Annotated in this window: 20 protein-coding genes; 6 read left to right on the top strand and 14 right to left on the bottom strand. The window is 66.7% G+C overall.

The features are described 5' to 3' along the window. The 7 genes from OG203_RS42075 to OG203_RS42045 all read right to left on the bottom strand — a co-directional run bounded on the left by OG203_RS42075 (position 1) and on the right by OG203_RS42045 (position 6636). Positions 1–1083, bottom strand: a complete 1083-nt coding sequence (locus tag OG203_RS42075; RefSeq protein ID WP_405162766.1) for an HAD-IIIC family phosphatase — start codon at positions 1081–1083, stop codon at positions 1–3. Then, the gene (locus OG203_RS42070) at positions 1080–2198 is read right to left on the bottom strand and encodes an acyl-CoA dehydrogenase family protein (RefSeq protein ID WP_405162765.1); all 1119 of its coding nucleotides are present in this window, start codon (positions 2196–2198) and stop codon (positions 1080–1082) included. The genes OG203_RS42075 and OG203_RS42070 overlap by 4 nt, the downstream gene beginning before the upstream one ends. Then, positions 2191–2472, bottom strand: a complete 282-nt coding sequence (locus OG203_RS42065) for an acyl carrier protein (RefSeq protein ID WP_405162764.1) — start codon at positions 2470–2472, stop codon at positions 2191–2193. The genes OG203_RS42070 and OG203_RS42065 overlap by 8 nt, the downstream gene beginning before the upstream one ends. Continuing rightward, complete coding sequence (locus tag OG203_RS42060; protein WP_405162763.1) at positions 2469–3329, bottom strand: 3-hydroxyacyl-CoA dehydrogenase family protein; 861 nt, start codon at positions 3327–3329, stop codon at positions 2469–2471. The genes OG203_RS42065 and OG203_RS42060 overlap by 4 nt, the downstream gene beginning before the upstream one ends. Further along, positions 3326–4774, bottom strand: coding sequence for an FAD-dependent oxidoreductase (locus OG203_RS42055; protein ID WP_405162762.1), 1449 nt, complete (start codon positions 4772–4774; stop codon positions 3326–3328). Before OG203_RS42055 ends, OG203_RS42060 begins: the two co-directional genes overlap by 4 nt. Continuing rightward, the gene (locus OG203_RS42050) at positions 4771–5223 is read right to left on the bottom strand and encodes an SRPBCC family protein (protein WP_405162761.1); all 453 of its coding nucleotides are present in this window, start codon (positions 5221–5223) and stop codon (positions 4771–4773) included. The genes OG203_RS42055 and OG203_RS42050 overlap by 4 nt, the downstream gene beginning before the upstream one ends. Before the next feature lie 138 nt (positions 5224–5361). Next, on the bottom strand, positions 5362–6636 hold the full coding sequence (locus OG203_RS42045) for an LLM class flavin-dependent oxidoreductase (protein ID WP_405162760.1): 1275 nt from the start codon (positions 6634–6636) through the stop codon (positions 5362–5364). 253 nt (positions 6637–6889) lie between these two features. On the opposite strand from OG203_RS42045, the gene OG203_RS42040 reads away from it, so the two are divergent. Next, complete coding sequence (locus tag OG203_RS42040) at positions 6890–7738, top strand: mycofactocin-coupled SDR family oxidoreductase (protein ID WP_405162759.1); 849 nt, start codon at positions 6890–6892, stop codon at positions 7736–7738. 57 nt (positions 7739–7795) lie between these two features. Here the strand turns inward: OG203_RS42040 and OG203_RS42035 are convergent, their stop codons facing one another. The 5 genes from OG203_RS42035 to OG203_RS42015 all read right to left on the bottom strand — a co-directional run bounded on the left by OG203_RS42035 (position 7796) and on the right by OG203_RS42015 (position 12902). Further along, positions 7796–8290, bottom strand: a complete 495-nt coding sequence (locus OG203_RS42035; protein ID WP_405162758.1) for a flavin reductase family protein — start codon at positions 8288–8290, stop codon at positions 7796–7798. A 47-nt stretch (positions 8291–8337) separates the two neighbouring features. Beyond that, complete coding sequence (locus tag OG203_RS42030; RefSeq protein WP_405162757.1) at positions 8338–9399, bottom strand: hypothetical protein; 1062 nt, start codon at positions 9397–9399, stop codon at positions 8338–8340. A gap of 14 nt (positions 9400–9413) precedes the next feature. Next, on the bottom strand, positions 9414–10676 hold the full coding sequence (locus tag OG203_RS42025) for a cytochrome P450 (RefSeq protein ID WP_405162756.1): 1263 nt from the start codon (positions 10674–10676) through the stop codon (positions 9414–9416). Positions 10677–10808: 132 nt separating this feature from the next. Further along, the gene (locus OG203_RS42020; protein WP_405162755.1) at positions 10809–11078 is read right to left on the bottom strand and encodes a hypothetical protein; all 270 of its coding nucleotides are present in this window, start codon (positions 11076–11078) and stop codon (positions 10809–10811) included. Between the two features lie 231 nt (positions 11079–11309). After that, positions 11310–12902, bottom strand: a complete 1593-nt coding sequence (locus OG203_RS42015; RefSeq protein WP_405162754.1) for an MFS transporter — start codon at positions 12900–12902, stop codon at positions 11310–11312. A 114-nt stretch (positions 12903–13016) separates the two neighbouring features. On the opposite strand from OG203_RS42015, the gene OG203_RS42010 reads away from it, so the two are divergent. Next, entirely contained in the window at positions 13017–13625 is a 609-nt protein-coding gene (locus tag OG203_RS42010) for a TetR/AcrR family transcriptional regulator (protein ID WP_405162753.1), read from the top strand. A gap of 12 nt (positions 13626–13637) precedes the next feature. On the opposite strand, the gene OG203_RS42005 is transcribed toward OG203_RS42010, so the two are convergent. Together OG203_RS42005 and OG203_RS42000 are read right to left on the bottom strand one after the other, a co-directional pair. Continuing rightward, positions 13638–14210: a TetR/AcrR family transcriptional regulator gene (locus OG203_RS42005; protein WP_405162752.1), complete on the bottom strand. Its 573-nt coding sequence runs from the start codon at positions 14208–14210 to the stop codon at positions 13638–13640. Between the two features lie 65 nt (positions 14211–14275). Next, on the bottom strand, positions 14276–17062 hold the full coding sequence (locus OG203_RS42000; protein ID WP_405162751.1) for an AAA family ATPase: 2787 nt from the start codon (positions 17060–17062) through the stop codon (positions 14276–14278). An 876-nt stretch (positions 17063–17938) separates the two neighbouring features. Between OG203_RS42000 and OG203_RS41995 the strand changes: the two genes are divergently transcribed. The 4 genes from OG203_RS41995 (at position 17939) to katG (ending at position 22227) form a co-directional block, all read left to right on the top strand. Further along, the gene (locus tag OG203_RS41995; RefSeq protein ID WP_405162750.1) at positions 17939–19141 is read left to right on the top strand and encodes a cytochrome P450; all 1203 of its coding nucleotides are present in this window, start codon (positions 17939–17941) and stop codon (positions 19139–19141) included. Positions 19142–19146: 5 nt separating this feature from the next. After that, positions 19147–19374, top strand: a complete 228-nt coding sequence (locus OG203_RS41990) for a ferredoxin (protein ID WP_405162749.1) — start codon at positions 19147–19149, stop codon at positions 19372–19374. A 164-nt stretch (positions 19375–19538) separates the two neighbouring features. Continuing rightward, the gene (locus OG203_RS41985) at positions 19539–19955 is read left to right on the top strand and encodes a Fur family transcriptional regulator (protein WP_405168172.1); all 417 of its coding nucleotides are present in this window, start codon (positions 19539–19541) and stop codon (positions 19953–19955) included. Between the two features lie 37 nt (positions 19956–19992). After that, a complete protein-coding gene (gene katG, locus OG203_RS41980) occupies positions 19993–22227 on the top strand; it encodes a catalase/peroxidase HPI (RefSeq protein ID WP_405162748.1) in 2235 nt (744 codons plus the stop codon). Positions 22228–22292: the final 65 nt, after the last annotated feature.

Below are 22292 nucleotides of genomic sequence, written 5' to 3'. Positions count from 1 at the left end.
TCACTGCGACGGCATCGGCACGCCCAGTTCGGGTGCGATCAGCCGGATGGTTGTCGATTCGGGCTGACGGTCCGGCACCAGATGCAAGCGCTGGATCCCGTCGACCGGGGCGAGGGTGGCCAGGCAGGCACAGGCCGCGTCCTCGAATCCCGCGAAGCGGTAGGCGATCTCCATCATCCGATTGCGTTCGGTGGCGCGGAAGTCCGCGACCAGGTGTACCCCGGCGCGCGCGGCCCGGTCGGTCAGCCAGCGCAGGATGGTCGCGCCAGCGCCGAACGAGACGACGCGGCACGAGGTGGCAAGCAGTTTGACATGCCATGCGGCAATGCCTTTGTCCAGCAGCAGGATTCCCACCGCGCCGTGCGGACCGAACCGATCGGTCATGCTGATCACCAGCACCTCGTGGGTGGGATCGGCCAGCAGCGCGCGCAGGTCGGCATCGCTGTAATGCACACCGGTCGCGTTCATCTGGCTGGTGCGCAGCGTCAGCTCCTCCACCCGGCTGAGCTCGTCCTCGGTGGCCCGCCCGATCCGCATCTCCAGGTCGAGCGAACGCAGGAAGTCCTCGTCCGGCCCGGTGTAGCCGTCGCGTTCGGCGTCGCGCCGAAAACCGGCCTGGTACATCTGCCGACGGCGACGCGAGTCGACGGTGGCCACCCGCGGGGTGAACTCCGGCAGCCCGGTCAGCTCGGAAACCTGTTCGGCCGCATAACATCTGACCTCGGGCAGGTGGTAGGCGACCTCGGCGCGCTCGGTGGGCTGGTCGTCGATGAACGCGAGGGTGCCGAGCGCGAAGTTGAGCCGCTCGGCGATCCGGCGCACCGAGTCCGACTTGCGGCCCCAGTTGATCTGCGGCAGCACAAAGTATTCCGCGAGACCGAGCGCCTCGAGCTTCGCCCACGCGTGGTCGTGGTCGTTCTTGCTCGACACCGCGTGCAGGATGCCGCGGGTGTCGAGTTCATGCAGCACGGCGCGGACGGTATCGGAGACCGTGCCCGCGCCGTCCTCGGACAGGGTGCCCTGCCACAGCGTGTTGTCCAGGTCCCAGACCAGACACTTCACCATGGTCGGTGCTGCGTTCACGGCCTGCCCTCCCTACTCGGTCCGAGGGCGGCACGCGCCAGCATGAGCTGGCACAGTTCGGTGCTGCCCTCGATGATCTCCATCAATTTCGCGTCGCGATACGCGCGCGCGACGACATGGCCGTCGTGTGCCGCGGCCGAGGCCAACACCTGCACCGCGGTCGCCGCACCGCGCGCGGCATGCTCGGAGCTGACGTATTTGGCGAGCACGGTCGCGGTGACCAGCTCGGCGGAGCCGCTGTCCCAGCAGCGGCTGGCATGCTCGCAGACCCTGGTCGCGATCTGCTCGGACACCACCAGTGCCGCGACGTGCCTGGCCACCAGCTGGTGCTCGCCCAGCGGTTTGCCGAATTGTGTTCTGGTGGCGGCATGTTCGGTCACCTCGGCCAGGCAGGCGCGCAAGATGCCGACACAACCCCACGCGACCGACATGCGGCCGTAGGACAGTGCCGCGGTGACAACCAGCGGCAACGACAGTCCGGCGCCGCCGAGCACCGAGGTAACGGGCACCCGGACCGCGTCCAGGGTGATGTTCGCGTGTCCCGCGGCGCGACAGCCGAGCGGATGCGGCACCCGTTCGATCGTCACGCCGGGCGCGGACGCCGGGATAACCGCCGCCGCGGCACCATCGCCGTATCGGCCGAAGATCACCAAGTGGTCGGCGTAGGCGGCGGCCGTCACCCAAACCTTCGCGCCATCAACAACTATCGAGTCACCGCTCGCGGTGAACGACGTCGTCAGCGCGGAAAGGTCACTGCCAGCATCGGATTCGCTGAACCCGACCGCGGCAAGCGCCCCGCCGGTCAGCAACGGCAGAAAAGCTGCGCGCTGTTCACGGGTGCCGAGTCGCTGAATCGTCCACGCCGCCATGCCCTGTGAGGTCATCACGCTGCGCACCGAACTGCACACCGCGCCGACCCGCGCGGTCAGCTCACCATTGTGTTCGCTGCTCAGCCCGAGTCCGTTGTATTGCGTTGGCACTTCGGCGCACAGCAGCCCGCGCTTGCCGAGGTCGACCAGTAGGTCACGCGGTAGCGCACCCGCCAGATCCCATGCCGCGGCATCCTCGCCGAGCAATTCGACGGCGAGGTCGGCGGGCTCGGCCGGACTACTCACCGTCGGGCGCACGGAGTCTGGCGACCAGCGCGACCATCGCGCGCACAGTGCGGAAGTTGTCCAGCTTCAGATCCGGGCCGCCGATCGCGACGCCGAACGTCTGCTCGAGGTGCACGACCAGTTCCATCGCGAACAGCGACGACAACCCGCCCACCACGAACAGCTCGCGATCGACCTCCCACGAGGTCTTGGTCTTCTTCGCCAAAAAGGCCAGCAGGGACCGTTCGACGTCGTCGTCATCGGTCACCGAGGCGGGGACAGCGGATGCAGTCATTGCAATGACTCCTCGTAGTGATAGAAACCGCGGCCGGTTTTGCGTCCGAGGTCGCCGCGTTCGATCAGGTCAAGCAGCAGCGGGCAGGGGCGGCAGCCCTCGTCGCCGGTGCGTTGCAGCAGCACCCACAGTGAGTCGGCGAGGTTGTCCAGGCCGATCAGGTCCGCCGTGCGCAGCGGGCCGGTGGGGTGGCCGAGGCAGCCCTGCATCAGCGCGTCCACGTCCTCGGCGCTTGCGGTGCCGTCGTGCACGATCCGGATCGCGTCGTTGATCATCGGATGCAGCACCCGGCTGGTCACGAAGCCGGGTGCGTCGCGGACCACGATGGCCTGCCTGCCGAGTTCGGTCAGCAGCGAGCGCACCGAGGCCAGCGTGCGGTCACCGGTCTGCGGACCCCTGATCACCTCGACCGTTGTGATCAGGTACGGCGGGTTCATGAAATGGGTGCCGATGAGTTCCTCGGGGCGTGGCACCGCCGTGGCCAGCTCGGCGATCGGAATCGACGACGTGTTGGTGATCAGCGGGGTGCCCGGCCGGACCGCGGCGGCGACCTCGGCGAGCACCTTGGCCTTGAGCCCGGCGTCCTCGGTGATCGCCTCGATCACCGCGACCGAGCCCGCCGCGCCCTCGGAATCGACGCTGGTGACGAGTTCGCCGCGGCGCACGTCGGCGGGCAGGGCGGCCATCAGCTGCGCCATCCTGAGCTGTCGCTCGATCGCCGCGCGGGCCTTGGTCAGCTTCTCTTCGTCGACGTCAACGAGTTCGACGGGCAGGCCGTGCCCGAGCGCGAGCGTGGTGATGCTCGTGCCCATCACGCCCGCGCCGAGCACGGTCAAATGCATTGCCGCCGTGGTCATCTCGCGCCTTCGACTTGCGGTAACGGCAGGTCCTCGACCACGGCGGCCGGGTACGGCAGCTCACCGAACTCGGGGAACTGCGCGATCGCGGCGGGCGCGGTCAGCGGCGGCCGCTGCGGGCCGCGGATGAGCGACCACATCAGTCGCGGGCTCATCATCGCCGCCGGCGACCCGGTCAACGCGGTCATATCGTGGGTCACCCGCGACATCGCGAAGTTCGCCGCCGCGGTCCGTTGCCAGCGCGCGGTCATCCGCTGCTGGAACGGGCCGAGCACGCCGGACAGATCCATCCCGAACAGCTGCTCCATCCGCACGTTCGTCTCGACGCCGGGGAACCAGCGGTCGTTGCCGAGCGCCATCTGCCACGGCCAGTTCCCGGCTTTCGCGATCGCGGCCTGCGCCTTGACCACCGACTCGCGGCCGAGCCCGGTCCGGTCGAGGCGCTCACTCAGGGCCAGCGCGCCGAGCGCGGCGACCGACATTCCGGTCGCGTAATTCGGGCTGACCACGGTCACCGCGTCGCCGATCGCCACGAAATTGCCGGGCATCCGCATCTGCTCGAAGAACCGGCGCCGGTTCGCGGTGGCGCGGGAGGATCGGATGGTGCCGAGCGGGCGCGCGGCGGACAGGATGTTCCCGATGATCGGATGACGCAGTGCCAGTGCGTAATTGAGGAACCCTTCCTCGTCATGCGGCGGATGCGCGCCCCTGGTGCCCATCAGCGCGACGATCCAGCGGCCGTCCTCGTTCGGCATCAATGCCGCACCACGACCCGGCCGTCCGGTCGCGGGCTCCGCCTGGATCAGCACGCCGGGGAAATCGGCGCCTGCACCGTCGGGCAGTTCGTACCAGCGGCCCGCGTACGCGAGACCGGCATCCAAGAACTGCTCCTCGACCATGGGCAGACCGAGTTCGGTAAGCCATTGCGGCGCTTTCGATCTCGCGCCGGTCGCGTCGACGACGAAGTCGGCGTCGAAGGTCCGCTTGCCGCCGTCGGCGTAGACGCCGGTGATCGTGTCGCGGTCACCGCGCAACCCGGTCGCCGTTGTCGCCTCGGCGACGGTGATCTTCGGATCGCGCAAGACCTGTTGCCGCACTACGAAATCCACCAGGTGCCTGCTGCTGTTGATCACGAACGCGTCGGTCGCGAACCGCCCGGACCAGCCCTCCGCGGTCAGGATCAAGAACTGGTTCCCGATCGAACGACGTTGTGCGCCAGCGGCAATGAGCGCGTCGGTAGTGCCGGGCAGGAGTCGGTCGACGGCCTGCGCCCCGCCGCCCATCAGCATGTGATTCTGATATGCCTGCGGCAGTCCCTTACGCGGGCCCGGCGCGGCCGGGTAGGCATCCGATTCCAGCACGACGACCTCGTCGACGTGCCTGGCCAGCACGGCCGCCGACAACATCCCCGCCATGCCGCCGCCGAGCACCACCGCGCGAGTCATCGTGCCTTACCCTCCGTCGCGCGCTGGTGCGCCTCCCGCTCCAGCGCGACGAAGGTCGACACGAGATCGCGACGCATCTTGCGGTAGAAGACAAGCCAGAAGAACGGCACGAAACCGCCGTGCAGTGCGACATCGCGGCTCACCTTCACCCGGCCGGGGCCCGCGGGCTCGTAGCGGGTGTCGATCAGCATCTTCCCCATCGGCATCGGGGATTCGGTGGAGAACGACCGCTGCGGGTCGACCGCGGTCACCTTGAACGGACCCTTGGCGTTCTTCGGCGTGCCCTTGGGTCGAGTCCAGCCTTGGGCGCCGGGCACGAATTCGCCTTCGAAGCCGGAGCCGAGCAGGTGTGGATCCCAGGTTGACCAGCGTTCGACATCCGTCGCGGTATCCCAGATAGACGCGAGATCGCCACTGATCGTGGCCGACTCGCCGAATTTCAGCTGCATTGTTTGTACCTTCCTCACCTGCTGGCGAGCGAGAACTCGAGCGCCCCGTCGGTAATATTCAAATCCGGCGGCGGACGCCTCCGCTATATCCATCGGCCCCTAGCCTGCGACAGCGCACCCCTAAAAGAGCGGGGGTTGTCAACCGGCCGTCGGCGGGGTCGGCCCGAACTCCTCCATATCGGTCCTGATGACATAGTCGGAGACATCCTTTGCCGGCACCTCGACCCGGCTCAATGCCTCTTTGACGGGTATCGCGAGCCGGTCGCGCTTGGCTTGTTCGTGCGCCTCGCGCCCGTCCACGAATTCGGGCATCACCTCGCGGGCGAACAGCTCGAGCGATTCGCAGATGTGCTCGTGCGAGGTGGTACCGGTCTGCGCCTGGAAGATAATCTGGTCGACCCCCGCGTCGGCGTACGCGCGCACCATTTCCCGCAGCTTCTCCGGTGTGCCGATGCCCCGGCGCAGCGACTCGAGCCGCGCGACGAGATCCGGCGGCAGCTGTGCCCTGGTCGCGTCGTCCAAATGCCTGGTGAATCCGGCCATTTCGCCGTACTGCGCGAGCTCGGCCGCGAGATCGGTGACGCCGGGCCGATGTTCGCCGCGCAGGTAGTAGTGCGCGAACCCGTAGGCGAAGAAGTGGGCGCCGTCGAGACCGCGGTCGTAGGCGGTCTCCTGATCCTCGTGACACAGAAACGGCATGACCACAGAGAAATTCGGGTTCACCGCCCGGCCGATCGGCACGCACTCCTCCGAGGCGAGGATCGAATAGTAGGACTCGACCCACTTGCGCGCTTCTTCGAGAGTGACGAAAGCCAGTGAGAGCGCGCCCATTCCGTAGCGGGCGGCCGTGTTGATGGTGTCCGCCGAGCTGCACGCGACCCACAGCGGCGGATGCGGCCGCTGCTTCGGTTTCGGGACGACGTTGCGCGGCGGCATGCTGAACCAGGTGCCCTGATGCCCGGTGAAGGGCACCTCGGTGAGCATCCGGATGACCACGTCGATGGCCTCGCGCCACTGCTCCCGCTTGGTCGCCCGTTCGATGCCGAACGCGCCGAGTTCGTGCTGCGTGCTGCCCTGCCCGGTGCCGAAATCGACTCGGCCGCCGGAGATCAGATCGAGCGTCGCCAAGCGTTCGGCCACGCGCGCTGGATGGTTCACCGCGGGCGGCAACGACACGATCCCGTGCGCGAGGCGGATCCGCTTGGTCCTCGCGGCGGCCGCGGCGAGGAACACCTCGGGCGCCGACGAATGCGCGTACTCGTCGAGGAAGTGATGCTCCGCGGCCCAGACGTAGTCGAAGCCGAGCCGATCGGCCAGCTCGACCTGTTCGAGCGACTCGCGCAGCACGCGCTCGTCGCTGTCGGCCGACCAGGGCCGCGGCACCTGATGATGGTAGAGCAGTCCGAATCTCATGCTTTGCTGTCTTTCATCGGGAAATGTGCGGGAATAACAGCAAGTATTCGTTCGTCTTTTCCGGACAACAAGACTTCGGCCGTGGTCGGTCCGAAGTCAGGGGTCGGTCACCAGATTTCGGCACCCGACGGTAAGGGAGCCCCTAAATATCCACCGGCCGTGCCGATTAGGGGCCCGGCAGCCGGTCCACAGCGACGTCGGGACGAGTAGAAATAACCTCGAAATATTTCTCGACGCAGCAACGGAGGACCTCATGGGCCGAGTGGAAGGTAAAGTGGTCGCGATTACCGGCGCGGCACGTGGGCAAGGACGAAGCCACGCCGTGCGATTGGCCGAGGAAGGCGCCGATATCATCGCGATCGACTTGTGCGCGAACATCGATATCGTCGAATATCCGTTGGCCAGTGCGGAAGATCTCGAAGAGACCGTGCGGCTGGTCGAGAAGACCGGCCGCCGGATCGTGGCGAAGCAGGCCGATGTCCGCGACTACGCGGCGCTGCGCACGGCACTCGCCGAGGGTGTGAGCGAACTCGGCAAGCTCGACGTCGTGATCGCCAACGCTGGCATCAGCCCGGTCGGCGCGGGTCGACCGGCCGTCGCCTTCACCGACACCGTCGACGTCAACCTGAGCGGCACGCTCAACACCGTGCACGCGGCACTCCCGCACCTCGGCGACGGCGCGTCGATCATCGTCATCGGCTCGGCGGCCGGGCTGATCACGCACTACGGCCCGCTCGGCGCGATGGGGCCGGGTGGCATGGGCTATGCCTTCGCCAAGACAACGCTTGCCGCCTACGTCAACTGGTTCGCCACCGTCCTTGCTCCGTCGGGCACCCGCATCAACGCGGTGCACCCCACCAACGTCGACACCGACATGCTGCAGAACGAGGCCATGTACAAGGTCTTCCGGCCTGACCTCGAGCACCCGACGCGCGCGGACGCCGAGCCGGCCTTCCCGATGGTCCAGGCGATGCCGATCCCCTACGTGCAGCCGATCGACGTCTCGCACGCGGTCACCTTCCTGGCCTCCGACGAGTCGCGCTATGTCACCGGAACACAGCTGAAGGTCGACGGCGGGGCGGTGGTCAACGCGGGCAAATGACCCGCGGCCGAACAACTACCTCGAGCCCGGCCGATCGGCCGGGCTCGAGTGCTGTTGTCAGGCGTGCAGCTCGCGAAAACGGCTGCCGTGGAACACAAGTGGCTCCACCTCGGCGCGGGTGGCGAGGCGGTGGATGCGCAACAGGACCACCGTGTGGTCACCGCCGGGCACCTCGGCGTCGATCGCCCCCTCGATCCAGGCGGAGGCACCGACGACGAACACCGCGGCACCATGGCCGCGGTGTAAGTCGATGTCGCGGAAGCGATCACCGGTGCGGGCCGCCAGCGCGCGGGCCGTCTGCTGCTGGCCGGTGCCGAGCAGGCTAACGCCGAGACAGCCCGCGGCGGCCAGCCGTGGCCAGGTCCGCGAGCTGTTCTGCACGCAGAACGAGACCAGCGGCGGGTCGAGCGACACCGGGACGAAGGTGCTGACGGTCAAGCCGCACGGCAGCCCGTCCACCTCCGCGCACACCGCGACCACGCCGCTGGGAAAGCAGGCGAACGCGCCGCGCAGCTCCACACCGCCGGAGGGAACCTCGTTGAGTTCGAACATGATTCAGCTCCGCTCGGCTGCGGAATCCGCGACGCGCCCGCGCTCGATCAGATCCGGTGCAGCACGAAGTCGGTCGCGGCGGGGCCGCCACCGAACAGGCTGTCCACCCGGCCGCTGAGCACATAGGTGCCGTACGGGGTCACGGTGAGATCGGTGGGCGCCGGTATCGCCCACGGCTCGTGCCTGGCGACGGTCCTGGCCGACACCCAGCCGTCGGACGTCGCCAGCTGCGTGACCGCCTCCGAACCATTCTCTGCCGCAAGATGATTCGAGACCACGAGTAGTGAACCGTCGGGGCCCATGGTGATGCCGTCCGAACCGAACAGCATGCGGTCCAGCTGCACCTGCGCGATCGACTTCGGGTCCGCCGCCGGGATGCGCGCCAAAGTGCCCGCGCTGTAGTTCATTCCGAGCACTACACCGTTGGCCTCGTCGAGCGCGATGCCGACAACGCCCGCGCCGTGCGCGCTCGCCGCGAGCAGCGGGTGCTGCACCACGACCGACGCCTGGAAGTCCGGGGTGACCTTGTAGACCGCACCGGCCGCCGGGTCGCAGACATAGGCGGTGCCGGACCGATCCAGCGTCAGCCGGTCGGCCGCGTACACCGGCCCCGCGCCGATCGCCAGATCGACAAGTGCCAGTTGACGTCCGGTGACCAAGTCGTAGACGAGCAGGCCCGCGGACTTGAGCGTGGTGTTCGGCGACGTGCGCGCACCGAAGCCGAAGTCGTGGAAGGCGACGAGCAGCCGGAGCCTGGCCATATCGACCTGTAGGCCGACCGTGGAGACGACCCGAGGATCCTGCTCGGTGATGAACGGGGTGAGCTCACCGTCGGCGCCGACGATCGAAATCGTCCCGCGCCCAGTCGAACTCACCAGGAAGGCCTGGCGCATCGGATCCCACACGACGCCTTCGGGATACAGCGCGTCCGCGCGAATGGTCAGCGAGGGTGGCGCGGAGAGGATGAATGGCATGGCTTCGGCCTTCGTTTCGGAACCGTTGGGCGACAAGGCATTGACCGCCAGCACGCCGGGGACTACCGCCGCAGCTCCGGCCGCGATCGCCGCCGTGCCGAGCATGGTCCTTCGGCTGAACTTATGGGTGGACACACGAGCTCCCTTCCTCACCAGGTCACCGGCAGTTCGCCGTTGACACCGTGCACGAGGGTGCCGCTCTTGAACGACAGCGACTCCAGCGGAACCGCAAGCCTCAGCCCGGGAATCCGGCGCAGCAGCGTGCCGAACACGACCTCGAGCTCCACCCGCACCACATTCGCGCCTGGGCACTGGTGGATACCGTGACCGAAGGCGGAATGGCCGCGGGCGTCGCGGTGGATATCGAAGGTCGCGGCGTCCGGGAACGCGTCGTCGTCGCGGCTGGCCGAACCGGTCAGCACGATGATGCCCTCCCCCTTGCGGATCAACTGCCCGCCGACCTCGACGTCCTCGGTGGTGACCCGGGCCGGGCTCGAGTCGGCGATGCTGAGGTAGCGCAGCAGCTCCTCGACGGCGCCGGGGATGAGCGAGGGATCGGCCGCCAGTTCGGCGAGCTGATCCGGGTGCTCGAGCAGCACCAGGGTGCCGAGCGCGATCATGTTGGACGCGGTGTCGTAGCCGCCGAAGAGCATCGCCTTGGCGATATTGACGATGTCGCCACGGTCGAGCCCGCCGCCGTCGCGGTTCTTGACGATGATCCGGTGGATCACGTCGTCGGCGTCGGTGCTCTCCTTGGCCGCGATCAGCTGGTTGAGATAGGTCTCCATCTCGACCTGCGCGGCCATCATCTCGTCCTGTTCGACATCACTGCGGACCAGGGTCTGGGTGACGCGCTTGAACAGTTCGCTGTCCGCCGCTGGCACCCCGAGCAGCTCGCAGAACAACAGCGCCGGTACCGGAAACGCAAGGGCCTGAATGAGATCCACCGGTCCGTCGGCCGCGAGCATCGCATCGACGTGCTCGTCGACGATCTCCTGGATTCGCGGGCGGAGTGCCTGCACCTTCTGCAGCGTGAGCTCGGGGGTCAACAGGCGACGGCGGGCCCGATGCGCGGGCAGGTCCATGGCGACCATCGGGAGCTCGATCATCTGAATGACCTCGTCCGGGGCGGGGACCTGCAGCGGATAGCCGGGGTGCTTCCAGTTCGAGCTCATGGTCGTATCGCTGAGCACCTGTTTGGCGTCCTCGTGCTTGCTGACGAGCCAGACCTCTTTACCGGACCACCGGAGCTTGCCCTTGGCCACCGGATTGGACGCCCGCATCTGCGCGTATTCCGGCGGTGGCGCGAAGGGGCAGGATGGCTGCCTCGCCAACGGAAAGTCATAAGGTTCCGTTGTGTCGTCCGTACCGCCTGCCGATTCCGCGGCAGTCACATCGACGAAGTCAGTCATCTCCAGAACACCCTTCGAACTCCGGTGGGGGGTAAAGCTTTTGCGGCCAATTGCAAAAACTACCGGCGTCCGTGGCATTCTCAGCCCCTAAACAAAGCCCCTAACACCCCTGGACCACCGCCACGGGCGTGCTCAGCAGCCGATGTGCACCAGTCCGGCGTCGCAGAGCTCCTCGGCCCACAACTCCATATCGGCACGAGCGTTCACCGGGTCCGCTCCCCAGACCAGGGCCAGCATGTTCGCCGCGGCGTCGCAGTCGCCGCCGTGCTGGCGCAGCGCGATCCACATGGCCGCGTTCACCGAGCTGTACCGATAACCGGCGCCGGTCAGCTCGGAAGTCAGGACCAATGACCCATCGGCGAGGATCGCGGCCGATACGCCGGGGCTCGCGTGCACTCGCATATATATCTCTCCGCTAGGGCGTCCGGCCGACCGGCCGGAAAGACATCCAAAGGTGCAGCCAGTATTCATTTTCAATCCGCCTTCTCGAACTGTTCATTGATGCGATGCGCATGCGCTGAAAGGATGGAGAAATTGCAGACATCAACCGAATTCGATGTAGAGGACTCGCTCGTCAGTGGTGACCGCGCCGCGGTCGGCTCGACGGTCCGCGAACCGACCGCGGGCGCGCCCTCACTTGCGGGCGGTGGCCTGTTTGACCGCAGGTCCTCGGCTTGCCATCGGCGCCTGGCCGGCCGCCTGCTGGTCGGCGTAGGAGATGTGGTGCAGCCGCCACGCCGCGAACAGCGCGGCGAACACGGCGACCCCGACGCCGACCATCGCGCTGGTGTGCAGCGACGTGGTGAAGGCGACCTTGGCGATATCGAGCAGTGCCGGACCGTCCGGCGGCGGCAGCTGGGCGCCGACCGACGTTGCGGCGCCGACGGTTTCGTGCACGGCGGGCGGCAGCGTCGCGTTCATCGCGTCGGGCAGCTGCTTGTCGAATTCACGCGTATAGATCGCCGCGCCGATACTGCCGAAGATCGCGATGCCGGACGCGCCGCCGAGTTCCTGGAACGTCCGCTGCAGCGCGTACACCGAGCCGGTCCGCTCCGGCGGGGCGATGCCGACGATCAGGTCGGTCACCAGCACCAGGACGGCACCGCTGCCGCCACCGATCAGGGCGATGCCGATCAGCACGAGCCACAGGTTGCCGTCGGAAGGCAGTTGTGTCATCACCGCGAAGCCCGCCGCGATCATCAGGAACGCGCCACCGATCACGTAGGCGGGCCGAATCTTGTTCACCAGCCCCGCCGCGAGCGGCGCCATCATGCCGGTGACGACCGGCACGACCAGCATCCAGAGCCCAGCCTCCAGTGGGCGCTTACCCACGACCTCGAGCAGGTACTGGGTGCTGAAGAGGCCGAACCCGAGCACGCAGAAGAACGCGAACAGGCTGAGCAGCAGCACCGGCGCGAAACCCTTGTAGCCGAACAACTTCGAGTCGATCATCGGGTTGGCCAGGCGCCGCTGCCTGATCAGGAAGATCGCGGCGAGGACGACACCGACGCCGATGCTACCCACCCGAATCGGCGAATACCCTTGCGTGGCCCACTCTTTGACGCCCCAGATGACGGTGAGCACAGCGGCAAGCGAGAGCACCGAGCTGAACAGGTCGAACTTGCCGACCAGGTGCCTGGGCACCTTCGCCTCGGGCACCAGCGTGACGACAAGCACCAGCAAAACCAGGATGATCGGCACGTTGACCAGGAAGATCGAGCCCCACCAGAAGTTGTTGAGCAGCAGCCCGCTGATCACCGGACCAATGCCGGTGCCTGCCGCGACGCCGGTCGACCACACCGCGATCGCGCTACGGCGCTGCTTTTCGTCATGAAACAGGCTGCGCACCAACGCAAGTGCCGAGGGCATCAGCGTGGCACCGGCCAGCCCCTGCACCGCCCGTGCCGCGATGAGCAGTTCGGGGCTGGTCGCGAACGCGGCCGAGACGGAGGCCAGGCCGAAGACGATCGAGCCGATCAGTAGCAGCCTGCGCCTGCCGATCAGGTCACCGAGCGCGCCCATGGTGATGAGCATTCCGGCCAGCACGAAGCCGTAGATATCGATCATCCAAAGCTGTTCGACGCTGGTCGGTTTCAGACTGGCGGAGATGGACGGGACCGCGAAGAACAGCACCGTGAGGTCCATCGCGATCACCAACGGCGGGAGGGTCAGGGCACCCAGGGCGAGCCATTCTTTGCGCCCGGCAAGGGGTTTTGCATCAGTCATGAGGAGAATATACACCCGTATTATACCTACGTACAATCCACTCGTATAGAACATTTGTCTGACACGAACGAACGTATAATACGACTGTGTGGAATAGTTGATAGGATGTAGCCCATGGGACATCGTGAGGATCTACTGGTCGGCGCCAAGCGCTGTCTGATCGAGATCGGGTACGCGCGTACCACTTCGCGCGACATCGTGGCGGCCTCGAATACCAACCTCGCCTCGATCGTCTACCACTACGGCTCGAAGGAAGCCCTGCTCAACGTCGCACTCATGGATGCGATCAAGGACTCGGCAGAGGGACTCGGCCGCACGCTGAATACCGAAATGGCCCCGGACGCCACCCCGATCGAACGCTTTGAGGCGATCTGGAGCAGCCTGGTCGAGCAGTTCAGCGCCCAGCGTCAGGTGTGGTTGGCGAGCTTCGAGGTCTTCGCCCAGGTCGACCGGGTGCCGGAGGTGCGCGAGGCGCTCGCCGCGGCGATCCAGGACGGCCGCGAAGGCATGACACAGATGTTCCAAGCCATCACCGGGCAGGACAACGCCGAACTCGACGAAGGGACCGTGCGCGCGATGGGTTCCTTTTTCCAGGCACTCGCGACCGGGGTAATGTCGCAGTGGCTGGTGGAACCCGAGCGCGCGCCGAGCGGGCAGGACCTGGCCAATGCCCTGCGGTTGATGGTGTCCATGACGGCGCCCGCGGTGGCGACCGGTCATTGAACCGACGCGAAACTACATGTCGCGCAACGTTTTCACGGCAAGGGCCAGCTGCTCGCCGTCCATCAGCGCGGCCGCCGGTGCGATCAGATGCGTTATCGCGACGCCCTGGAAAAGCATGAAGTAGAAGGTCACGACGGCTCGCGCCTGCTCGTCGGACAGATCAGGGTGCACCTCGCGCAACATCACCGTGAGATCGGCCAACGCGTTTTCGGTCGCCTCGGCCATGTACTGCTGCGACTCCGGCGAGCGCGCGACGAGCAGCGAGTTCTCCGCGCTCATCAGGATCGCCTCGTGGTTGCGCCGCACCACCTCGAGCATGCCGGTCCAGGTGGGCGCCAGGGCATCGCGCAGCGGTTTGTCCGCCCCGCCGGTCCGGATCGCGTCCTCCATGCCGTCGCCGATCTCGGTACCGAGCGACTCGGCGATCGCCTCGGTGATCAGCCGATCCTTCGAGCCGAAGTGGTAGCCGATGGCCGCGAGGCTGACCCCGGCCGCGCTGGCGATATCGCGCGCGGTGGTCTTGGCGAGTCCGCGCTCGAGAATGGCCTTACGTGCTCCCGACAGCAGGTCTTCGCGATTGCCCATCAGTCGAGATTAGCAGCGTCTTAGACATTTGTAGTAGACATATGTCTCACCATCGTCCGTCGCGGCTACAGACTGGCGTCGGCGCCCTCGTAATCCTGCTCGGACACCGTGCTTTCCTGCAGCGCGGGCCCGGTCGGCAGGTCGGCCCTGCTGCTGATCCCGAGCTTGCGATACACCTTCGTCAGGTGCTGCTCGACCGTGCTGACCGTGATGAACAGCCGACGGCTTATCTCCCGGTTGGTGTAGCCGAGTGCCGCCAATTCGGCGACCCGGCGCTGGGCGTCGCTGAGCGTCGGCGCGGAGTCCGCGCTCTCCTCGATCGGTTTCTCGGTGGGTGCCGCTCGCCCCTCGGCCATCACCAGGAACATCACCCCGGATTGATGGGTCCGCATCTCCTGCGTCGCGCGCCGAGCCACCGCCCGTGCCTGCTCGAGTTCGCCGACCTCCTGGTAGACCTGACTCAGCTCGGACAGCGCCGTGGCAAGCTCCAGCCGATCCCCCGGCCGCTGGAGACAATCGACGGCTTGGCGCAGGAAGGCCGCGCGCTGATGCGGCGCGCTGCACGCGGCCAGTACTCGGAGCGCGACGCCCCTGGTGCGCATGTCAAGTGGCACACGCTGATTCAACTGTTGGCGCACCAATTCCCTTGCCGCACCGCTGTGCCCGAGGCGCCGGTTGGCCTCGGCCAGGTCGACGCGCCACGGGATGAAGGCGGGGACATCCAGTTCCCAATCGCGCATCAATCGACCGCAGGTCTGGAAGTCGCCGACCGCCGCGAGCACCCGATCGGTGGCGAGATGGTATTTGCCGAGGGCGTGCAGGTAGGTCAGCCCGGTCACCGTGCCGAACATGGCCTCTGGCACCGGAATACCGGCCGCCTCCTCCGCCGCCTTCAGGTTGCCCATCATGGTGTTGGCCAGCAGGATCGTGGTCAGCGGGCTGCCGATCATGGCACCCCACCCCTCGGTCGGCAACAGTTCCAAGGCGGCGTCGGCCTGCATCGCGGCCGCCGCCAACTCGCCGCGCCGCAGCAGCGCACCGGCGCGCAGCGCGGTCAGCACCGCCTGCCAGGTGACGAGTCCGCGGCGCTTGGCATCCTTGATCAGCCTGTCGCACATGGCGACCGCGCGATCGAGCCGATCACCCGCGATCAGCGACATGATCGCCGCGGCGACCGCCTCCAATTCCAAATCGTCGAGACGGCAGCTCTGCAGGACCTGTTCGGCGCTCGCGGTGGCGGCCGCGCTGCCGCCGTGGGTCAACACCGTGCTCAGGGTGTTGGCCGTCATGGTCCACGGTTCGTTGTTGACGCGGGCGGGGTCGCCGAATTCGGGCAGCCCCTGCTGCGCGGGGCCGAAGATCGAGAGCCGCGCGATTCGTATTTGCGCCGCGAGATGCGCATCCTCGGGGCCGATCAGTTTCGGCAAAAGGGTAAGGCATTTCGCGACGGTTTCCTTGTCGCCGTTCCACAGTGCGCAGCGCAGTACCGCGATCACGTCTCGACCCTGCAGTTCGCCTCGGTCAAGCGGACCGTGCAGCGTCGCCGCGTATCTGGTCGCGACCGACGGATTGATCCGCCAGTAGAGAAGGACGAGCGTGCTGGTCATCCGGATCTTCTGCGGGGCGGCCGCGCTGGTCAGCGCGAGTTCAAGGCAGCGCGTCGCCATGGCGATGTTTTCGTCGGCCTCGGCCTGGTCGGCGGCGATCCGCAATACGCGGACCGCCCAGGGTGCCGGAATACTGCCCGCCGCCAACAGCCGCTTCGCGATAACACCGCAGGACGCGGCGCGCTGATATTGCAGCTCGGCGGTCCGCATCTGCAATTGCACGCTCCGGTCCGCCGACAAACTCGCCAGCAGGACCTGCTCGGCGGCCGGGTGCCGGATTCGGCATTCGCGCAGCAGACCCATGCACGTCAGCATTTCGATCGATTGCTCGACGACGTTCTGATTGATGTCGGTGATGCGGGCGACCGATTCGACGGTGGCGTCGGGGCCGAGCACCGCGATGGCGTGCACGACCTCGATCAACTGCGGCGCCAATCGGCAGACGAAGCCGAGCACCGCCTGCATGTATTTGCGGCCGACCGCAGGCGGCGCATCGGCGGTATCGCCGCTTGGCCAACCGGCTTTCGCCTGATCGTCGGACAGTGCGGCGAGCAGGATCGGGTGGCCGCCGGTCAGCTCGTGCCAGGCGGGGGCCAGGCGCTCGGCGGTCGCCGGGTCGACCCACTGGGTGAGGGTGTCCGCGACCGCGGCTAGGGGCCACAGCTCGAGGCGCACGGCGCGGTGCGGCTGACGGACGACTTCGGCGTGACCCGCCGACCAGGTGGCGGGGTAGGGCTCGCGCTCGGTGATGGCGATCAGTATTCGAGAGGAGGTGATGCGCCGTCGCACGGCGAGCAACAGTTGGAGGGACTTGTCGTCGACGAACTGGATGTCGTCGACGCAGATCACCACCGGCTTGACCTTGGCGAGGTTGAGCAGCACGCGGCATATTTCGCGGATATTCTGTGCTGCGCCGAGCTGCTGGTAATTCGAATCGTCGACATTCGGGAATTCTGTCGCGTCGAGCAGACCTGCCATGCGCTCGATGGCCTCTTCCGGCAATTCCGAATTGCCGAACAATTGGCCGATGACGGCGCCGTGCATCGATTGTTCCGTTTCGGACCCCGTCGCATACAACGATAATGTGCCGGATCCGACGGCGAGCTGCGAGAATTCTCTGAGTAATGTTGTTTTACCGATGGATAATCCGCCATTGATAAGTACGAACCGTCCCGAACCGCCCATTACGTCGTCAAGGGATTCCGATAGACAGTCCAACGCGGCTTGATATGGCGTCTGAGCCACGTTCACTCCTCTCCTCTTGTCAATATGCCTATCATCCGAATCGCGGCGCGTGTTCGTCCGGCATCGCGGTCCCCTACCGCGGGAATAAGCTCAGCGGACGGGCCTGCACATAGGGCCGTCCCGATGCCGACGGTGCCGTCGGTCAACCGTGCGAACCTGGGAGGTTGCTGGAAGACGCTCCCCACCACGGGGACCCGTCGTCCAGCGAGAGCTCGGCCCGTGCTCGGACTCGGACGGAGTACTGCTTGCACCACCCCCGCATCGTCGCGCCGCACTCGTGGCGGACACGATGGTCTGGCTGCTGGTCGCATTGCGCGCAACTGGTCCTACGAGCTGAGCCTTCTCGCCTACGACGGCGTTGTCAACCCGGAAATTCTGGGGTCGATTCGAATTGCGCGGTGTAGATCAAAAGGGTTCGACTCCGACTTTTCCGACAAAGAACCCATGCATTACGCACCCATCATGTGCCCGAAAGACGCCACTCGCTACGAGCGACACCCGCGCCCAGAGATAACCACTCGTTTAGATCCGCATCTTAACCGCTGTATCTCCTGACACAAGTGACGGAGATTCCGACGTCTGCCGAGGACGCTCCGATCATCCTTCTTCGAAAATAAACCGACCACCAAGGACTGCGCGTACACCGCCGACGACCAGGCTCGGTTGCCAAAAGAAATTACCGCAGGCGGGGTGACACAAGGGTCGAAACCGGCCCGAACTGGAGTGAAATACCCATTTCGGTAAGGGAACCCCTACGTCTCCCAAGTGAGCCGTCAGGGGGTGTGTCTTATCACCGAGCGGTGAGAATCGAATTGATTTCAGATCCACCGCATCGGAGGGCCTCATGAGCCGAATGAAAAGAATAAGGACCGTCGCATGACCGCGAATATCGAGGCGCCGCAGTACCCCTTCGGGGCGCCCTTCCGCCTCGACATCGACCCGCATTTCGTGAAACTCCGCAAGGACGACCCGATTTCGCGCATCCAGCTGCCCTACGGCGGCGAGGGCTGGCTGGTCACCCGGCACGCCGATGCCAAAGTGGTGTTCACCGATCAGCGATTCAGCCGCGCGGTGACCATCGGCCGCCTCGACCTGCCGCGCATCATGCCGACGCCGACCAGGCCCGCGTCGATTCTGAGCATGGATCCGCCCGAGCACACCAGGCTGCGCAGGCTGGTCGCCAAGGCGTTCACCAGTCGCCGGGTCGAAGAACTGCGCCCGCGCGCGCAGGAAATCGTGGACAGGCGGCTCGACGAGATCGAAGCGGCCGGGTCGCCCGCCGACCTGGTGCCGGAGTTCGCGTTGTTCTTACCGGTGACCGTGATCTGCGAAATGCTCGGCGTGCCCGCGCGGGATCACCACCGATTCCGGGCCTTCTCGGACGCCTTGCTGACCACCACCGCCTACAACCCCGAGCAGATCGCCGCCGCCCGCGCGGCCCTCGACGAATACCTCATCGAATGTGTGGCACAGCGCAGAGCGCAGCCGACCGGCGACCTGCTCGGCGCGCTGGTCACCGCGCGCGACGACGAGGACAAGCTGAGCGAGGTGGAGCTGATCACCTTGAGCCAGGAACTGCTGGTCGCGGGCCACGAAACCACCTCCAACGAGATCGCCAACTTCGTCTACCTGCTGCTCACCAACCCGAAGCAGTGGGAATTGCTGTGCGACAGACCGGAATTGGTGCCCGGCGCGGTCGAGGAACTGCTGCGTTTCGTGCCGCTCAACACCAGCGGCCAGCTGCCGAGGGTGGCCACCGCGGACGTCGAACTCGGCGGCGTCACCATCAAGGCGGGCGAATCGGTGTTCGTCAACGCGCAGTCCGCGAACCGCGACGAGGACGTCTTCGATGACCCCGCCGAGCTGAACCTGCTCCGGGAGCACACCCCGCACCTGGCGTTCGGTCACGGCGTGCACCACTGCCTCGGTTCGCAATTGGCGAGAATGGAACTGCAGGTGGCGATCGGCACGCTGCTGCGCCGGTTCCCGGGTCTGCGGCTCGCGGTGCCGTTCGAGGAGGTGCCGTGGAAGGTCGGTCTGATGGTGCGCGGGCCGAAGGTCCTCTCGGTGACCTGGTGATACAGATGGATGAACTGTGGCGAATCGAAGTCGACCGACGCACCTGCATCGGCTCGGGGATGTGCAACGCCATCGCCCCGGCGCACTTCAGCCTCGTCGACGGCCACTCCAGCGCGTCCGCCGAGCCGATCCGGCCGGACGATCTCGTCATCGACGCCGTCCACTCCTGCCCGGTCGAGGCGTTGCGCGTGCGTGCGTTCGACACCGGAAAGGTGCTCGCTCCTGAGGGGTGAGCGAACAAGGGTAGCCGGGCTGCGACACTTGCCGTCGAGCCCGGCTACCTGCGTAAACTCCGGCGGGACAACCGATCTCGGGACGAATTCCGCGAAACCGCCCGCAGCCAAGACTTGAATGAGTAATACTTCGGAACGTGTCCAACCCAGCCGAATTCGAGCAGATGCTGCGCGGCGCGGCGTTGCGCGTGACGGCACCGCGACTGGCGGTACTCACCGCGGTGCACGACCATCCGCATGCCGATACGGACACCATCCTCGGCCACGTGCGCCAGACCCTCGGTGCGGTCTCCCACCAGGCGGTATACGACGTACTGCGGGCACTGACCGCCGCGAAATTGCTCCGGCGCATCCAGCCGATGGGCACCGTGGCGCGCTATGAGACGCGCGTCGGCGACAACCACCACCACCTCGTCTGCCGGTCGTGCGGCGTCATCGTCGATGTCGAGTGCGCTGTCGGCGAGGCCCCCTGCCTGACGGCCGCGGACGACAACGGTTTCGTCCTCGACGAGGCCGAGGTCATCTACTGGGGCCTATGCCCGGACTGCGCGGCGCTACCCGCGCCGCTACCCAATACGTGAACACAGCCCGATTCACTCACTCCCGAAAGGAATTGCCGTGCCCGAGGAAACCCCGCCCATCGGAGAGGCAAGCACGGAGCCCGCGGAAAGCGGTTGCCCCGTAACGTCTGCCCGCCTCAAGTACCCGACCGAGGGCGGCAGCAACCGTGACTGGTGGCCGAACCAGCTCAACCTGAAGATCCTGCAGAAGAATCCCGCCGTCGCCAATCCCATGGGCGAGGAATACAACTACGCCGCGGAATTCAAGACGCTCGACCTGGCCGCGGTGAAGCAGGACATCGAGGCCGTGATGACGACCTCGCAGGACTGGTGGCCCGCCGACTACGGCCACTACGGCCCGTTCTTCATCCGGATGGCCTGGCACGCCGCAGGCACCTACCGCATCAACGACGGCCGCGGCGGAGCCGGTGCGGGCATGCAGCGGTTCGCGCCGCTGAACAGCTGGCCCGACAACGCGAGCCTGGACAAGGCGCGTCGCCTGCTCTGGCCGGTCAAGAAGAAGTACGGCAAGAAGCTCTCCTGGGCCGACCTGATCGTCTACACGGGCAACGTCGCACTGGAGTCGATGGGCTTCCAGACCTTCGGTTTCGGCGGCGGCCGCATCGACCAGTGGGAGCCGGAGGAGGACGTCTACTGGGGTCCCGAGCACACCTGGCTCGGCGGCGACGAGCGCTACACCGGTAAGCGTGATCTCGAAAACCCCCTTGCCGCAGTGCAAATGGGTCTGATCTACGTGAATCCGGAAGGGCCCAACGGCAATCCGGATCCGCTGCTCGCGGCCACCGACATCCGTGAGACGTTCCGCCGGATGGCGATGAACGACATCGAGACCGCCGCGCTGATCGCCGGTGGCCACACCTTCGGCAAGACGCACGGCGCCGGCCCGGCCGATCACGTCGGCCCCGAGCCCGAGGCCGCTCCGCTGGAGGAGCAGGGCCTCGGCTGGCGTAGCACCTTCGGCACCGGTGTCGGCGGCGACGCGATCACCAGTGGACTCGAGGGCGCCTGGACGCCGACCCCGCGGACCTGGGACAACAGCTTCGTCGAGACCCTCTACGGCTACGAGTGGGAGAAGACCAAGAGCCCCGCCGGTGCGTGGCAGTGGATCCCGAAGGACGGCGGCGGCGCAGGCACCGTGCCCGACGCGCACGACTCCGCGAAGTCGCACACCCCGGTCATGCTGACCACCGACCTCTCGCTGCGCGTCGACCCGATCTACGAGCAGATCACCCGGCGCTGGCTCGATCACCCGGAGGAGCTCGCGGAGGAGTTCGGCAAGGCTTGGTACAAGCTGACGCACCGCGACATGGGCCCGATCGTGCGCTACCTCGGCCCGCTGGTGCCGCAGGAGACGCTGCTGTGGCAGGACCCCGTCCCGGCGGTGACGAACGACCTCATCGGGGCGGCCGACATCGCGACCCTGAAGAGCCAGATCCTGGGGTCGGGTCTGACTGTGCCGCAACTGGTTTCGACCGCGTGGGCGGCGGCGTCGTCGTTCCGCGGCAGCGACAAGCGCGGCGGCGCCAACGGCGGGCGCATCCGGCTGCAGCCGCAGCGCGGCTGGGACGTCAACGAGCCCGATCAGCTCACGCTGGTGATCCCCGTGCTGGAAGGCATCCAGGAGGCGTTCAACTCGGCGCAGACCGGGAACACGCGGGTTTCCTTCGCCGATCTCGTTGTGCTCGGTGGCGTCGCGGCGGTCGAACAGGCCGCCAAGGCAGCGGGTTTCGACATCGAGGTGCCGTTCACCCCCGGCCGGACCGACGCCACGCAGGAACAGACCGACGTGGAGTCCTTCGCCGCGATGGAGCCTGCCGCCGACGGCTTCCGCAACTACCTCGGCAAGGGCAGCCGCCTGCCCGCCGAGTACCTGCTGATCGACCGGGCGAACCTGCTCACCCTGAGCGCCCCCGAGCTGACCGTCCTCGTCGGCGGCCTGCGCGTGCTCGGCGCGAACCACCAGCAGTCCCCGCTCGGCGTATTCACCGCTGCCCCAGGGTCGTTGACCAACGACTTCTTCGTGAACCTGCTCGATATGGGCACGAAGTGGGAGCCGACATCGGCCGACGAGGGCACCTACGAGGGCAAGGATCGCGGCACCGGCGCGACCACCTGGACCGGCAGCCGCGTCGACCTGGTCTTCGGGTCGAACTCGCAGCTGCGCGCGCTCGCGGAGGTCTACGCCACCGACGACGCGAAGGAGAAGTTCGTGCGCGACTTCGTCTCCGCGTGGGACAAGGTCATGAACCTGGACCGGTTCGACCTGGCCTGATCACTCGGTATCAGCAATACGGCACCCCGCGAACACAGTTCGCGGGGTGCCGCTCCATTTACGCT

The organism is Nocardia sp. NBC_01499 (assembly GCF_045040275.1).
Lineage (GTDB): Bacteria > Actinomycetota > Actinomycetes > Mycobacteriales > Mycobacteriaceae > Nocardia.
The sequence above is the reverse complement of the archived record's forward strand: the minus strand, read 5'-3'. Positions and strand labels throughout refer to the sequence as shown.

Bases quoted from the DNA above. Each gene is read 5' to 3' on its own strand.
- OG203_RS42065 (WP_405162764.1), bottom strand. From the start codon at position 2,472: ATGACTGCATCCGCTGTCCCCGCCTCGGTGACCGATGACGACGACGTC.
- OG203_RS42060 (WP_405162763.1), bottom strand. From the start codon at position 3,329: ATGACCACGGCGGCAATGCATTTGACCGTGCTCGGCGCGGGCGTGATG.
- OG203_RS42055 (WP_405162762.1), bottom strand. From the start codon at position 4,774: ATGACTCGCGCGGTGGTGCTCGGCGGCGGCATGGCGGGGATGTTGTCG.
- OG203_RS42050 (WP_405162761.1), bottom strand. From the start codon at position 5,223: ATGCAGCTGAAATTCGGCGAGTCGGCCACGATCAGTGGCGATCTCGCG.
- OG203_RS42045 (WP_405162760.1), bottom strand. From the start codon at position 6,636: ATGAGATTCGGACTGCTCTACCATCATCAGGTGCCGCGGCCCTGGTCG.
- OG203_RS42040 (WP_405162759.1), top strand. From the start codon at position 6,890: ATGGGCCGAGTGGAAGGTAAAGTGGTCGCGATTACCGGCGCGGCACGT.
- OG203_RS42035 (WP_405162758.1), bottom strand. From the start codon at position 8,290: ATGTTCGAACTCAACGAGGTTCCCTCCGGCGGTGTGGAGCTGCGCGGC.
- OG203_RS42025 (WP_405162756.1), bottom strand. From the start codon at position 10,676: ATGACTGACTTCGTCGATGTGACTGCCGCGGAATCGGCAGGCGGTACG.
- OG203_RS42020 (WP_405162755.1), bottom strand. From the start codon at position 11,078: ATGCGAGTGCACGCGAGCCCCGGCGTATCGGCCGCGATCCTCGCCGAT.
- OG203_RS42015 (WP_405162754.1), bottom strand. From the start codon at position 12,902: ATGACTGATGCAAAACCCCTTGCCGGGCGCAAAGAATGGCTCGCCCTG.
- OG203_RS42010 (WP_405162753.1), top strand. From the start codon at position 13,017: ATGGGACATCGTGAGGATCTACTGGTCGGCGCCAAGCGCTGTCTGATC.
- OG203_RS42005 (WP_405162752.1), bottom strand. From the start codon at position 14,210: ATGGGCAATCGCGAAGACCTGCTGTCGGGAGCACGTAAGGCCATTCTC.
- OG203_RS41995 (WP_405162750.1), top strand. From the start codon at position 17,939: ATGACCGCGAATATCGAGGCGCCGCAGTACCCCTTCGGGGCGCCCTTC.
- OG203_RS41990 (WP_405162749.1), top strand. From the start codon at position 19,147: ATGGATGAACTGTGGCGAATCGAAGTCGACCGACGCACCTGCATCGGC.
- OG203_RS41985 (WP_405168172.1), top strand. From the start codon at position 19,539: ATGCTGCGCGGCGCGGCGTTGCGCGTGACGGCACCGCGACTGGCGGTA.